The sequence below is a fragment of the Tractidigestivibacter sp. genome (assembly GCF_057241865.1).
In genome coordinates, this window is the sequence record NZ_DBHHPX010000047.1 from 1 (window position 1) to 13,994 (window position 13,994).

14 protein-coding genes and 1 pseudogene are annotated in these 13,994 nt (G+C 61.9%); 4 read left to right on the forward strand and 11 right to left on the reverse strand.

All coding sequences use genetic code 11. The annotated features are described in order from the left end of the window. Positions 1 to 515: 515 nt before the first annotated feature. Positions 516 to 1,361, reverse strand: a complete 846-nt coding sequence (locus ACO59D_RS11605) for an ABC transporter permease (RefSeq protein WP_485127119.1) — start codon at positions 1,359 to 1,361, stop codon at positions 516 to 518. Then, positions 1,354 to 1,941: pseudogene (locus ACO59D_RS11610) on the reverse strand (ATP-binding cassette domain-containing protein); the annotation flags it as partial. The gene ACO59D_RS11605 and the pseudogene ACO59D_RS11610, both read right to left, overlap by 8 nt. A gap of 440 nt (positions 1,942 to 2,381) precedes the next feature. Between ACO59D_RS11610 and ACO59D_RS11615 the strand changes: the two are divergent. Then, on the forward strand, positions 2,382 to 3,332 hold the full coding sequence (locus ACO59D_RS11615) for a CPBP family intramembrane glutamic endopeptidase (protein WP_485127120.1): 951 nt from the start codon (positions 2,382 to 2,384) through the stop codon (positions 3,330 to 3,332). A gap of 20 nt (positions 3,333 to 3,352) precedes the next feature. Here the strand turns inward: ACO59D_RS11615 and ACO59D_RS11620 are convergent, their stop codons facing one another. Together ACO59D_RS11620 and ACO59D_RS11625 are read right to left on the reverse strand one after the other, a co-directional pair. Next, on the reverse strand, positions 3,353 to 3,595 hold the full coding sequence (locus ACO59D_RS11620; protein WP_485127121.1) for a nucleotidyltransferase substrate binding protein: 243 nt from the start codon (positions 3,593 to 3,595) through the stop codon (positions 3,353 to 3,355). Between the two features lie 149 nt (positions 3,596 to 3,744). Next, positions 3,745 to 4,023 (reverse strand): nucleotidyltransferase family protein, encoded by a 279-nt coding sequence (locus ACO59D_RS11625; RefSeq protein ID WP_485127122.1) that lies wholly within the window; start codon positions 4,021 to 4,023, stop codon positions 3,745 to 3,747. A gap of 337 nt (positions 4,024 to 4,360) precedes the next feature. Between ACO59D_RS11625 and ACO59D_RS11630 the strand changes: the two genes are divergently transcribed. The 3 genes from ACO59D_RS11630 to ACO59D_RS11640 all read left to right on the forward strand — a co-directional run bounded on the left by ACO59D_RS11630 (position 4,361) and on the right by ACO59D_RS11640 (position 6,319). Further along, a complete protein-coding gene (locus tag ACO59D_RS11630; RefSeq protein WP_485127123.1) occupies positions 4,361 to 4,720 on the forward strand; it encodes a (2Fe-2S)-binding protein in 360 nt (119 codons plus the stop codon). Beyond that, positions 4,717 to 5,220, forward strand: coding sequence for an NAD(P)/FAD-dependent oxidoreductase (locus tag ACO59D_RS11635; protein ID WP_485127124.1), 504 nt, complete (start codon positions 4,717 to 4,719; stop codon positions 5,218 to 5,220). The genes ACO59D_RS11630 and ACO59D_RS11635 overlap by 4 nt, the downstream gene beginning before the upstream one ends. A 475-nt stretch (positions 5,221 to 5,695) precedes the next feature. Continuing rightward, positions 5,696 to 6,319 carry a class I SAM-dependent methyltransferase gene (locus ACO59D_RS11640; RefSeq protein WP_485127125.1) on the forward strand — a complete coding sequence of 208 codons (624 nt, stop codon included), beginning with the start codon at positions 5,696 to 5,698 and terminating at the stop codon, positions 6,317 to 6,319. A gap of 79 nt (positions 6,320 to 6,398) precedes the next feature. Here ACO59D_RS11640 and ACO59D_RS11645 read toward each other — a convergent pair whose 3' ends face one another. The 7 genes from ACO59D_RS11645 to ACO59D_RS11675 all read right to left on the reverse strand — a co-directional run bounded on the left by ACO59D_RS11645 (position 6,399) and on the right by ACO59D_RS11675 (position 13,722). Then, positions 6,399 to 7,418 carry a Gfo/Idh/MocA family oxidoreductase gene (locus ACO59D_RS11645; RefSeq protein ID WP_485127126.1) on the reverse strand — a complete coding sequence of 340 codons (1,020 nt, stop codon included), beginning with the start codon at positions 7,416 to 7,418 and terminating at the stop codon, positions 6,399 to 6,401. Between the two features lie 561 nt (positions 7,419 to 7,979). Further along, entirely contained in the window at positions 7,980 to 8,750 is a 771-nt protein-coding gene (locus tag ACO59D_RS11650) for a family 1 encapsulin nanocompartment shell protein (protein WP_485127127.1), read from the reverse strand. Between the two features lie 55 nt (positions 8,751 to 8,805). Next, positions 8,806 to 9,204: a hypothetical protein gene (locus ACO59D_RS11655; RefSeq protein WP_207302641.1), complete on the reverse strand. Its 399-nt coding sequence runs from the start codon at positions 9,202 to 9,204 to the stop codon at positions 8,806 to 8,808. A gap of 202 nt (positions 9,205 to 9,406) precedes the next feature. Next, entirely contained in the window at positions 9,407 to 10,363 is a 957-nt protein-coding gene (locus ACO59D_RS11660) for a Fic family protein (protein WP_485127128.1), read from the reverse strand. 140 nt (positions 10,364 to 10,503) lie between these two features. After that, the gene (locus ACO59D_RS11665; RefSeq protein WP_485127129.1) at positions 10,504 to 11,553 is read right to left on the reverse strand and encodes a Fic family protein; all 1,050 of its coding nucleotides are present in this window, start codon (positions 11,551 to 11,553) and stop codon (positions 10,504 to 10,506) included. 108 nt (positions 11,554 to 11,661) lie between these two features. Next, on the reverse strand, positions 11,662 to 12,015 hold the full coding sequence (locus ACO59D_RS11670) for an aldo/keto reductase (RefSeq protein WP_485127130.1): 354 nt from the start codon (positions 12,013 to 12,015) through the stop codon (positions 11,662 to 11,664). Between the two features lie 450 nt (positions 12,016 to 12,465). Beyond that, positions 12,466 to 13,722 (reverse strand): ATP-binding protein, encoded by a 1,257-nt coding sequence (locus tag ACO59D_RS11675; protein WP_485127131.1) that lies wholly within the window; start codon positions 13,720 to 13,722, stop codon positions 12,466 to 12,468. Positions 13,723 to 13,994: the final 272 nt, after the last annotated feature.

Genomic DNA, 13,994 nt, shown 5'->3' on the forward strand with positions numbered 1-13,994 from the left:
CCTGGCGTATCTCCTTGCCCTGATCGGCGGTTTCTAGATTGCCATTAACACCCCGGCCCTGCTGCCGAGCCCCTCCCCCTCCGCCACGTGGCGGGACCCGAGGGACGTCGTGGCGTCGGGCACGCCGTCCCCGGAGCCCACGAACCCCCTCACCGCCGGCGAACCCCACGCCGCGCCCCCTGCCGCCTCGCCGGAGGGGTTGGACCATGCCCGGGCCGGGAACACCCTGGGCAGGGCCTCCGTCGGCCAGAGCCGCCTGCCGCGCCTTCCCGCCTCCGGCCGCTTCGCATCCACGATCGCCACGAGGCCCGCCCATGGCACGGCGGAGCCCGTCTGGTCGAGGGACGCCTCCCCCCTCGTGACCCTGCCGCCCGACGCGGACGGGGGGCCCACGATCGATGGCTGGCGTGCCACGGGAAGCCTCCGCAAGGGCGCTTGCGCTGGTAGGCATGCCTATCATCCCGCTTGGGGGCATCCCGTGGGGCCGGGAGGCACGCCTCAGCGCCACTATTTGCTCAGCGTTTCCTTAGGCCTTCTCGCCCACGACCATGCGGTGGAAGCGCCTGAAGCCAAGGCCGCCCATGATCACGATGACCGTGACCAGGCCGAGGACGCTCAAGGCAAGCGGCATGTGCGCAATCTGCGGCGTGAGGATGGCGCGCAGGGCCTCGTTTGCGTAGACCAGCGGGTTGACGAGCACGATGGCCTGCAACACGGGGATGGCCGAGAGGCTCTGCCACGAGAAGAAGATGGCTCCCAGGAAGACGACCGGCATGAGAAAGCCGGGGGAACATCGCGGCTATCTGGTTGGGCTTGATGATGGTGCCCACCAAGAGGCCGAGCGTCGCGGACGCGACGGAGATCAGCACCAGCACCGGGACGAGCGGGAGGATGCCGCCCGCGCCCATGGTCACGTCGATGCGGCTGCCCATGAAGACGAGCGAGATGGGCAGCACGATGAGCCCGCCCACGAACGACTCGATGATGCCCACGAGCATCTTGGAGAGGCCGACCATGGTGGACAAGATGGGCGCTTGCAGACGGTCCTCTATCTCGTGCATGTTGTTGAAGTCCATGGTGAAGGGTACCGCCGTGCCGTGGATGCCCGTGATGAGCATGCTCATGCCCACCATGCCGGCAAACATCTGCGAGGGAAAGCTCTCGGGAAGCACGCCGAGCGTGGGCAGAACGAAGCCGTACGTGAGGATCAGGATGAACGGCAGCATCGCCACGCGGAACACGAACTCCCAGGCATCGCGCGCCTGGATCAGGAGGTTGCGCTGGACCATGGCCCAAAATGCCTGCCGTGCAAGGTGGCCGTCCCAGGCCGCAGCGTTGTTCTTCTCGCCAGCGTTAGTCATTCTGGCTCATCCCCTTTCCGGTGAGGTAGACAAAGACATCGTCGAGCGTGGTCTGCTTGAGGCTCATGTCGGACACGGCGAGGCCCTGCTCCTCCGTCCAGCGGAAGAGCTGATCGAAGTCGGGCTTGGGCGCGTCGATGTAGAGCGCGAGGGCGCCGTCCTGCAGCTTTGCGTGTGTGACGCGCGGGAGCTCTTCCACGGCGCGGCGGACGTCCTCGGTGAGGCGCGAGAGGCGCATGGTCACTATGGTCGAGCTGGGCACGAGCGCCTTGAGCTCCGCGGACGTGCCGCTTGCGACTATCTGTCCATGGTTGACGATGGCCATGTGCTGCGCAAGGCGTTCCGGCTCCTCCATGTAGTGCGTGGTGAGGAAGATCGTGGTTCCGGCCTCGCGGTTGAGCGAGAGCATCTCGCGCCACAGGGTCTCGTGGTAGTTGGGGTCGAGGCCGGTCGTGGGCTCGTCAAGAAAGAGGATCTTGGGCGTGTGCATCATGGCGCGGGCGATCTTGAGGCGCTGCGCCATGCCGCCGGAGTAGGTGCGTACGTAGTCGTTCTGGCGGTCCGCTAGGCTGAACTTCTGGCAGGTACTTGTCTGCCTTGCGGTTGGCTTCCCTGCGACCTATGCCAAAGTAGCGGACGTGGTAGATGAGGTTCTCGCGCGCCGTGAGTCCGCGGTCCAAGTTGTTGTGCTGCGCCACGACGCCGATCTCCGCGTGGGCGGCGACGGGGTCGTCCGTTATGGAGCGCCCGTCCAGAAAACACCTCGCCGCGCGGGACGTCAAAGCTGATGCCGCGCACGGCCTCGTACCCGCCGCCGCCCTTGCGCGGGTACGTCTTGCGAAGGTCGCGCACCTCCAGGATGTTGTCTGCCATCGTTGCTCCCTTGTGTTATACCCCGAAGGGGTATCTATTGGTTGGTAGTGACCATACCCCTTGAGGGTACCAATACGCCAGGGGAGAAGAACATCGCCCCGTCTTCACGCTTGCTCCATACGGACGGCTGGACGCGGTTGGCGTAACATGAGTGGTAACATCGTCGCAAGGAGGCTGCCCATGCGTGCGTGGAAACCCGAGGCTAAGGTGCTCTTGTTCGTGTTGCTGGCATTTGCCTTGACGTGGGTGCCGCAGTTGGTGCTGGGCTCGACCACGGGTTGGCGCGTGAATCAGTCGCTCACGACATGGTCGGTCACGCTTTCGCTCACGATGTTCGCGCCGTTGGTGTCAACGCTGGTCACGCGTGCCGTTACGGGTGACGGGGTGGCAATTGGCTGGCGTCCGCGCGTCCGCGGAAGCGTTCGGTGGTACGTGGTAGCGCTTTTCGCCCCGAGCGTGCTGACGGCACTGGGCGCGGTCGTTTACTTCCTGCTGGTGCCGGGGGACTTCGACCCGTCCGCAAGCAGGTACGTTGCGTCCGCCCAGGCGCAGCTGGGGGTATCGGCCTCCCAGGTGCCTGCCGTGCTGGCGGCACAGCTTGCGTTTGCCGCCTTTGTGGCACCGTTCCTCAACATGTTCCTTGCGGTGGGGGAGGAGGCTGGATGGCGTAGCTATCTTTACCCCGAGCTGCGCGAGCGCCTGAGCCGACCAGCCGCCATGGTCGCGACGGGCGCTATCTGGGGCGCATGGCATGCGCCGCTCATCGCTATGGGTTACAACTACGGCACCAGCTACCTGGGATTTCCCGTGGTCGGCATCCTGTGCATGATCGTGTTCTGCATCGCCTTCGGCACGCTCCTCTGCGCGCTGCGGGATGTGACGGGCAGCGTGTGGGCGAGCGCGCTTGCTCATGGGGCGATCAACGCGGTCGCTGGCGCTGGGCTGTACTTCTCGCATAGCGGGCAGCTGGGCTTGCTGGGGCCTGCCACGCTCGGAATCCTGGCGTGCATTCCCACCATCGTGCTGTGCGTAGTGCTGCTGGCGAGGGCCTCTCGCGGCGCACTGCCGCAGGCGGGAGAGAGCCGGGGGCAGGCGTAAGTGGGGCGGAACTCGCCGTCCTACAGTGCCCAATCGCTCTGCAATCTTGCCTCTAGCTGCTGGAACGATGGGATGAACCTCGTCCGCGTGAGCGCGATGAGCTGCAGCGCTACACTCTCGTCGTAACTGTGCGTAACCGGGTTTCTCGCCTCAAGAGCGTCGAGCCAGCCTCTCTCGTCATCAATCATTCCGGTGCTGTAAGCGCACTTGATAACCTTTCTGGGCGAACCGGTTTGGGCTTCGCTGACCCCCTGCCTCTTCAAGGGCGGCTTTCATGGCCCTCCAGGATTGCTCCATGCAGACCTGGAAGAGCGCTACCAAGCCCGCTTCTGTCACGGCATCATAGGGAGGCTGGTAATGCTGCGACTGCTCGAGGTTTCTTAGCGTCCTCGAGAAATTCTCAAGCTTCTTTTCACTCATACAGTACCACGCCGTCCTTTCGAATCTCTGCTAGGGGTTCTGGTTGTACTATCCCATCGAGGTCGACCACGTCAAACTGTAGAAGCGTCGGAGTCTCCTCGTCCACATCCAGGGCGAATGCGGCAATATCGCCACCACTTGCCGCTAGGTCGATGTCGCTGCGCTCTCGGTTATCGCCGCGCGTACGAGATCCAAAGAGGAGAACGCGTGCTATTCCGTCTCGTCGTGCAAGAGCTCGAATACTCTCGACGATGTCTGGTCGCAGGTCCATATGTCCCTCTCTTCGCTGGATTGTGCGTCTGATTCTATCCGATAGCCTTCGACTGGGCGGACAAGTTGGAGCACACCTCGAGCCGCATCCTGTTCTGTCCCCAATTGCAAACAATCGCTCGCCGCCATGTTTCAGGCGTGGGAAACCTCCGCTACCATGCGCGTTTGGTTCCGATTCTTACAAGACTCGGAGAATCCGCCCACGTAAAACGATATGCGTGGGGCAAGGATACCGGCTAGAGCGAGAGTCCACGAGGCCGGTCGCATGCCCCGGGAGCGCGGGCAGGGAAGCCCCGGAGAGGGCGGGCTTGGCCCGCAGAACTTGGGGAAGTGATCATATGGGAACGCGCTTCGATGAGCACCCAATCCTCGGAAAGACCGAGAGGGGGCAGCTGGTAAGCTTCACCTACGACGGGAAGACGCTCCAAGGCTACGAGGGCGAGCCGGTCGCCGTAGCCCTTAGCGCCGCGGGCGTCAAGGTGCACCGCTACACCGCCAAGCGCCACGAGCCGCGCGGCATCTTTTGCACCATCGGCCGCTGCACGGACTGCGTGATGGTCGTCGACGGCGTGCCAAATGTGCGCACCTGCATGACGCCACTCGTCGAGGGTATGCGCGTCCAGACCCAGTACGGCGCCACCGCGACGCCCTTCGACGACGTCGCGACTGCAACGGGCGAGAAGGGGGACGTGCGATGAACCGCACCGACCTCATCGTCGTGGGCGCAGGCCCTGCCGGCATGTCAGCCGCCATCGAAGCCGCAAAGCGCGGGGCGCACGTGACGGTCTTCGACGAGAACTCCCGCCCCGGCGGTCAGCTCTTCAAGCAGATTCACAAGTTCTTCGGCTCCAAGGAGCACCACACCAAGGTCCGCGGCTTCGTTATTGGCGAGGAGCTCATGGCAGAGGCCGCCAAGCTCGGCGTCGACGTTCGTCTCGACTCCACGGTCATCGGCCTCTACCAGGACAAGGAGGTCGTCATCCGTGAGGGCGAGAAGGTCGTCCACCACAAGGCCAACGCTATCGTGATCGCAACAGGCGCCGCCGAGAACATGGGAATCGGGGCGTGCGGACCATGCGGCGGAGGGCGGCCCGCACGGCGAGTTCGACCGGTTTGGGGAAGTCGAAGAACGGGCCACCATCGAAGAACCAGACGTCAGAGGCGATGGAACCCTCCCGTGCGATGTCGAGCGCATTGATGGCGCCCATCGAGGTGCCATGCGCCATCGCAAGGTGTCCGACGCCCCGGTCACGCAGCCAACCGACGACCTTGTCCGTGGCATCCTCCTTGGAGAGGTAGTCGCCCCCCGCCGCGAACGTGGCCGTCCAACGTGACGAGCACGACGCAGTAGCTCCCGCTCAACCTGTCGGCTATGGGGCGCAGTGTGTCGCCCGTGCAGAACGAGCCCGGCAGCATCACCACCATGGGGTTCCCCGGATCTCCCACCACGTCAAACCTCATGTGCGTCTGTCCCCTCGCGTATCTGACAGGTGCCCGCACGAATCCTGACAAGGCTTTCGCACGGTCCGACATCCCATAAAGTATCGTACTGCAAATTAGCCAAAGCTAACTGTTGCGATATACTCTCCGGAAGGCGGGGGCGGTCTTTGGGACCGCCCTGGCGGAGCGTCGTCATGGGACGGACGCGCAGGCAACATACCGAAGGGACCCGCATGGGACTATTCACGCGCTTCGTCAACAACACCCGCAAGCCCGAGGGAATCCTGGGCTCGCTCATGGTCAGCGGGATGAACTCTGGGCACGCGGCTCTGGCCGATTGGGGCATGGACAAGTTCCCGCCGATGGCCCCTGCGGACATCATCGACCTGGGCTGCGGCGGCGGCAGGAACGCGGCAACGCTTATGGGGCGCTACCCGCATGCGCGCATGTGCGCCCTCGACTACGCCCCCCTCTCCGTCAGGAAGGCCACGTCATACAACAGGGCCCAGGTAGACGAGGGAAGATGCAGCGTGCAGCAGGGGGACGTCTCGAAGCTTGACCTTCCCGATGGCTCATTCGACCTTGCCACGGCGTTCGAGACCATCTACTTTTGGCCCGGCCTCGAGGAGTGCTTCGCAAACGTGCATCGAATCCTGCGCCCCGGTGGGCACTTCTGCATAGTCAACGAGTCGGATGGGACGGATGCGGCGTCGCTCAGGTTCCAGCGGATCATCGATGGCATGCGCTGCTACACCACAGAGCAGATCGGCGACGCGCTGCGGGGCGCGGGATTCACGACCGTAACCTGCCACCACCACGAGTCAAGGCCATGGATCGCGGTGACGGCACGGGCGTGAGCGAGATGCCGACCCATCCCAGCCCGCACGACAGCCGACATCATCGACGGTCCGCCCTCTGCCGAACCTGGTTGCCGCCCTACCGCAGCTGTCGCGCGCTCTCCTCGAGGATGCGCATCTGCATCATGGTCTCCTCGGACGTAACGAGTTGGGGCACACCGTGGGCGACGGTCTCGTACAGCGCGTCATACCACTGGGAATAGCTGCTGCGCACCGAGGAAACGCGCTCCTCGTGCAGGCCCTCGGCGTCCTCGTAGCGCAAGGTCCCCCACTGCCCCGGCGCATCCAGGCCAAAGTCATCGTGCCCTGAGGGCAGGTAGAAATGCTTGAGGTCACGTTCCTGCTGGTCCTTGTCCCACTTGATGTAGGCGCCCCTGTCACCATAGAGCGCAAAGCTCGGACGCGGAAAAGCTGTCGAGTAGTTGGCCTGCGCCGTTGCCTTGAGTCCAAGGTCGTCGTAGTAGAGGTCATAGTCGAAGTAGTCGTTGGCCATTCCCTCGCCCTGCAGCTGCCTGAGTTCGCCACGCCAATGGCCGGGCATCCCAAACCAGCTGATGAGCTGGTCGAGGCAGTGCGAGGCGTGTCCGTAGGCGGCCTGGCTGACAACGTCGAGCGGCTTGCCGGCAAGCATCCGAGGGCGCCAATAGTCGTAGCTCGTCACCACCTCGAAGACATGCCCCAGTCTGCCAGACGCAAGCACCTGCCGTGCCGTAAGGAAGTCAGAGTCAAAGCGGCGGTTCTGGTAGCACTGGACCGTGACGCCCTTGGCACTGGCAAGGTCGAAGAGCTCCTGCGCTTGCGCAGCGGTCGCCGAGAAGGGCTTGTCGACCGTCACGTGCTTGCCGGCCTCAAGGGCCTTCTTGGCCATCTCGAAGTGAAGGTCGGAGGGCGTCGTCACCTCGATGATGTCCACCTCGGGGTCGTCCAGCATGCCCTCGAGGTCCGTGGTGTACGCCACGCCAGGCACCTCGGACCATGCCGTGTGATCTGCCGTGTGATCTATGTGACGAGCCTCGATGGCCTTGATGCAGAGCTTCTCCTGACGCGCGAGCACGTAGGGTATGTGATAGCGGTTGACAATCTTGCCATGCCGACGCATGCAACGTTGGGTGTTCGACCCTACATGAGATGGCCCTCCTTCATCCTTGGCTCAGCCATGTCTCCTGTACGCCGAACCCCTGGTCCTGCGGCACACGGGCGCGACCATTCCCTAGAGCCTTCCGTCATCACGCGTCAGACCCAACGAGGAAAGACGGCTGCACTGAACAGCGTAGCGACGAGTGCCGCTCTGGCAAACAGAACCGCAGAAACCAGCGACAGATGGGCTCTCGCGCACCCCCCTGTACATGCAGTCGAGCCTGCACGCCTCACGCAACCTGAAGGCAGGGGCGCACCGTAAGAACGTGATTGTGACCCCTCCGTTGTCGCCCCTCTTCCGCGGTGAGCTACAGGTAGCCCCTGACACCCGCAAACACCACACAGATGTCAGGGGGAGGCTCCTGGAATCGAATCACTCCCGAAGTCGTACTCGCGTGCTTGCGCCATGATGCATGCAACCTTCTTGGCACCTGACAGGAAACCAGCGAGCATGACAGGGATGAAGCCGTCGATACAGTGTGATACAGCGTCAGGCATGCGACAAGGACGGACCCGCCCGCGTCTACGCCCTGAAGACCACGACTGCGTCAGGGTTCTTGACACGCGGCAGGACGGTCTCAAGCACACGGAAGTCCAGGTTCAAATCCGAGCTTCCCAGGAAACCTGTAATCAGATCCTGTCCGATGACAAGGTCCATGTTCTGCTCACCTGCACTCAGCAGGACGGCCGTACTCTTAGGAAGCACTGGAGTTCTTAGGACGCCTCCATCCAACAACGCAGATACCCTCTGGCTCTCCAACATGCCGGTACCAGGTTGGATTCTCTGGAGCGCAACATAGAGGTCCGAACTCACGACGAGTGCGGTCCTGCCATATGTGTGGGCATCAAGCATGTGCTCGAGCCCTTCGCTCGTGTCCGCAAAGGCGTTCTCGCCCTGCGACCAGTCGCGTATCTTTACGGTCTTGGCACCGGGGGTTCCTACCAGGCCCCTTACGCCCAGCTCGTCGTTGCCCAGGAAGACGAGCTTGTCTTCCTGCAGAGCAACACTGCTTGCGGCTGCCGTCACCTTCGAAAGCGAGAGGGGCACACTCAGACGCTCTGCCTCCTGGAGGTCACGCCACGCGAGCGTGAAGTCCGTCGAGAGCACTGGGACTTCGACGGGACGTACCTTGCCCCCAGTCGCATCCTCCAGCTCCACAGAGCGCACACCTGCACCCAAAGGACCATAGAGACCAAGCACGTGACGCCCCACGAGCACAGAGCGCGCGGCAGCTATGACTTTTGCATCTATCTCCCGCCACTGGCCTTTTGTCAGGTGGCTATCATCTCTCATCAAATAGTCCATGGTCTTTACCCATCCTCCTTGTAGACTTGAAATCAAGATGTGATCAGAGCAGGCTGCCTACGGTCGGCGCGGCAGATGAATCGTCTTCGCCGTCCGAGCTCTGCGCTGGGGTGGTGCCATTGGCCGCTGCGGGCAGATCTCCCGCCCCGACGCCAATCTCATCCAGCAGCTCGAGCACCTCCTGGCGACCCGACGCATAGTGCTCCCCCTCCTTGGGGTCAAGGTAGTTAAGCAAGGTCAGGAGCTCACCCATATGAGCCTTCTCCTCGTCGCGGATGTCAGAGAGCACCGCCTTTGCAACGGGGTCGTCGGTTGCCTGGACGTGAGCGTCATAGCCGTATATTGCTTCGAGCTCTCCGGAGAGATCGGCGCGTACCGCTTGAATGAGCTCGCCTTTTGTCATCTCTCGCTCGACGTTGGCAGAAAATGGATTTCCAAACATGCGAATCACCTCTCGATGGAACACGACGTTACACATGCCAGCCGCTCACTAGTTGCTGGTTCTTGCAGCGGCCATGTATCAAGATACTACCCTCGTCTAACTTATTTAGACGCAACGTGCTTGACCTTACACGAGACGCCATGGCAGAGAAACCAATGGGATGACCAGAGGCCTTGGAAGCTGGGGGCTCGTGACCAACGCCCTACCTGCGCACGATCCACACGCCGGCTCTTGCGCTCCCCTCTCGCCCCAGCTTGCCGGCCACCTTGAGCTCCGCAACCACACGCTCGGCGGTGCGCTTCGAGCTGCCGAGGCGTTCGGCGAGGGCAGAGACCGTGCCCCTGGGGTTCTCCTCGAAGAATGACAGGGCATCCGACAGCTCAAGCTCGTGCGCGCTCTGCGGCATAGCGAACGGGACGATGGTGTCGCGTATGGCCTCAAGCATGAACTCGACGAATGCCTCGCTCGATCCTCGTGCGTCCGATTCGGCAAGAGCCGCGTAGTATCCCGCCTGTCGGCTGCGGATGGTGCTCTCGACGGGCAGCCATGCGAGGATCGGCCTCCATCTTGAGAGCAGCAGCGTGTGCCAGAGCCTGCCCATCCTGCCATTGCCGTCGGCGAATGGGTGGGCGAACTCCAATTCAAAGTGGAAGATGCACGAGGCAAGCAGCGGATGCATGGTGGTGCTCTTAAGCCATGCGAACATGTCGGACATGACTTCAGGCACGCACTTGGCAGGCGTCCCGGCATGGATGAGGGTACCACCATCAAACACACCAACATTTCCCGAGCGAAAGCGGCCGGCCTCGGGGACAAGCCCTCTCATCATCACTCCATGCGCTCTGAGAAGGTCATCGATTGAGTACGGATTGAGGCATGGAAGCAACTCATAGGCACGCTGGGCGTTCTTCACCTCAAGAATGTCGTGAGCGTCACCCAATACGTGCTTGCCATCGAGGATCGCCGTCACGGCCTTCTCGTCAAGCTCGTTCCCCTCAATGAGAAGCGAGGAGTGTATCGTCTTGATGCGCAGCTCGCGGTGGAGCGTAGGACTCGCGGCAAAATTCGACTGGGGAGATATCTTGCCGACAAGCTCGGCAATCTCCATGCAGAGCGAATCAATCCGGTCGTTTCGCTCGAATGGTGGGACGTAGGCCATGGGCATCCTCTCATGTATACCGCCATAAGTATACCGCCATTGGCGGTATACATGGCCACCCCCCCTGCAAGGCCTGCCAGACGCCCCTCCCAGGCTTGCCGATAGCAGCAAGCCCGCATCCACGGCACACGTGCATCCACCTACCGCCTCACCCTGTATGCCGTGGCACGGGCGGCACCGACCCGCTCGATGGTGCCGTCCGCCTGCAGCCTCTGGAGGATGCGCTCGATGGTGCGCTGGCTCATCGAGGGGTTAGCGTCCATGATCTCGTACTTGGTGGCGGCGCCCATAAGACCATCGAAATACGCACGCAGTATATCCTCATTGCTCTTACCAGACGACAGGCGCGCGACGCGCTCGTCCAGCTCCCCATAGCAGGCGATGAGGACACCCAGCATGTAGGTCACGAATGGCGCATAGTCACTCGTGGCATCCTTCCAGCCCACAGAGCTTGCCGCAAGCGCCTCGTAGTAGGTCTGCCTCGTGCGCTCTATCTCGCGCTCGATGGATACGTACTTCCCCACGAGGTAGCCACTGCGGTACAGGAGAAGCAGGGTGAGCAGGCGACTCATGCGTCCGTTGCCGTCGTTGAACGGGTGGATGGACACGAAGTCGAAGGCAAAGACCAGCGAGACGAGCAGTGGGTCATGCCTGCCGGTGCCAATCTGCCTTGCATACTCGTCGCAGATTCGCTCCATCGCATGGGGAGTCGCGACGGCGCTTGTGGGCCTGAACCGGATGACCATCTCACCGGACTCGCCTTGCTCGGCAATGACGTTGTCCGAGTCCTTCCACCGCCCGGCAAAGCCGGCCCCGGTGAATCGATATAGGTCGCGATGGAGCTGCAGGATGACGTTGGGCGTAACGGGAATGTCATCATGCAACACATGTATCTCATCAAGCACGTAGCGATAGCCTGCAATCTCGCGTTCGTCACGGGTATGGGGCTTCGCGCCTGCCGTCACAAGCTCGCGTAGGCGTTTGTCCGAGGTGGATATGCTCTCGATTCTGTTCGAGGCCCCCGTACTCTGAATGCGCGCCGACTCGACGAGGCTGTCCAGAACGTCGGGTGCCATGGTGACATAGAGCTGCTCCCTGCCCCTATGTTCGTGCACATCCGCAAGCGCAGAGAGCACCTCTGGCACTAGGAGGCTCGCAAGCATCCTGTCATAGTCGAACTGCTCCGCCATATCCTCGCCACCCCTCTACTATCTTAGCCATTATAAGTTATTTGGCTAAGATAGTAGTAGAACAGGGAGCAAGATAGCCTAACTGCTAACGTCAGAGACAATTGATTCCTACGGCAGGCACTTCCCACTTGCAAGGTAGAGGCCGTACCACTCCTCGCGGGTCAGCGTGACGTCTGCGCCGCTCACGATGTCCCTCAGGTGATCAGGGCTCATCGTGCCGACGATTGCCTGCATGTGCGCCGGGTGCGAGATGATCCACGCGATGGCGATGCCGGCCTTCGTCGTCCCGTGCCTGTCCGCAAGCTTCTGCAGGGCGGCGTTCAGCTCTGGGAACTCCGGGGAGTCGACGAAGCAGCCACCCGGCTTGCCGCCCGCCGGGAAGCCATAGGACAGCGAAGACCAGGTCTGTATCGTGATGTCGTTCACGCGGCAGTAGTTGAAGGTCTCGTTGTCGCGGTCCACGGAGCGCTCGGTCGTGAGGTTGCACGTCCACGTAGTCGAGGCCCATACGCTCCAGTCTCTCGTCCACGCTCTTCAGGATGTTGGCCTTGGAGTGGTCGAAGACGCCGCGCGCGAACTCCAGGCCACACTTGGTCTGCATGACAATCTGGTCGCGGGAGAGACCGGACAGCGGGAAGGCCTCGCCAAACCGCAACCGGTAGCTCAACGATGCAGGTGCACCCGCCACCCTCGTTGTCAGAGAAGCGCGCCGTCCCGCCGTGCGCCGCCGCAATGCGCCGCCGAGTCCGCAGGGAAGAATCGGGCCGACGGTTCTCCGAACGGAGGGAGCCGTCCCTCTCCCGCCTATAACGCCTTCTATCAAGAACGCCGTCATATTAGATCCAAGGGACCCAGATCCATGAGAGGATGCTGAGTGGATTCATATTCGCTGAACCTCTCCCCGTCATCCGCCTAGACATCAAGACTGTCGGGGTCAAGCAGGAAATTCCGTACCCCCATGTAGACCAGGCCCTTCTCATCACGGCGAGGCTTCATCGCGCCGCGGACAACGACGATCTTGCGGAACGAGTCATCGATCTTCGCGAGCGACCTCGTCTCCTGCTCGCGTTTCTCCGGATCATCGATAGCCAGCGCAGACTGCACGTAGTAGCGTGACGAACCAAGCGTGGCAACGAAGTCGACCTCCAGACGCTGGCGTATGGTCTTGCCGCCCTTGTCCCTGCCAAAGGCGTCGACAACGCCCACATCAACGTTAAACCCCCTGGAGAGCAGTTCGTTGAACACGATGTTCTCCATGAGGTGGTTCTCCTCTACCTGCCTGAACCCCATGCGCGCATTACGCAGTCCCACGTCCTCAAAGTAGTACTTCTTGGGTGATCCGATATAGGCGTTGCCCTTTATGTCGAAGCGCTGGGCCTCGCTCACGAGATAGGCGTTTTCCAAGTGCGAGATGTAGCTGGTGATGGTCTTATCGCTGATGTCCTTTTTCTTGACGCTCCTGAAGACGTTCATGAGGCGCGTTGGGTTGGTAAGCGACCCGGTCGCCGACGCAAGTACGTCCACAAGCTCGTCGAGCTCCTCGGGATGGCGTACCTTGTTACGCTCGACGACGTCGGCAATGTACACCTTCTCGAACAGCGAGCGCAGGTATGCCTCCTTGTCGGAGGCGCGCGTATACGACAGTGCCAGCGGCATGCCACCATGGACAACGTATTCGTCCCACCCCTCGTCCGCAGGCCCGTCGAAGGCACTCATGAATTCCGAAAACGAAAGCGGTCGCACCCTGATCTCGTCGCTGCGCCCTCGGAACCTCGAGACAATGTCTGTGGAGAGGGACTGGGAGTTCGATCCCGACACGTAAACGTCTGCTCCTCTCATATGAAGAAGGCTGTTCAAGACGTCCTCGAACTCGGGCACGAGCTGGATCTCATCGAGGACGACATAGGTGGGGACGCCGTCTCCGGGAACACGCCCGCGAAGATAGGCGAGCAGGGTGTCAGGACTGCGCAGGGGCTTGTTAGCCCGATCGTCGAGCGCAACTTCCACGATGCGGGACTCGGGAACGCCCGACTCGACAAGATGGCGATGGAACAGCTCGAGCAGGAGGAATGACTTCCCGCAACGTCGAATTCCCGTGACGGCCTTGATGAGGCCGTTGCCTTTCCGCTCGATGAGCCTGTCAAGATACCTGTCTCGCTTGACTTCCATTCACGCCCCCCCTGCACCGCCATGCCATCGTCACGTCAATACTATTACGGAATATCGTGTTATAACACATATTTCCGTAATTGATTCCTAACGTGACAGGACAAAGAGCCCCCATCCTCTCGGGATCGCACGTGACCACCGCCTCGGGGCACAGACCATCGAAGGCCGCGCGGAACGCGTCAGCCAGGGCACGGGCGCCATATCACGCGGTGGTCGCCCTAGTCACAACTTCCGGGGTTTCTAGGTAGCACCATCAGCCCTTGTGACCGGGT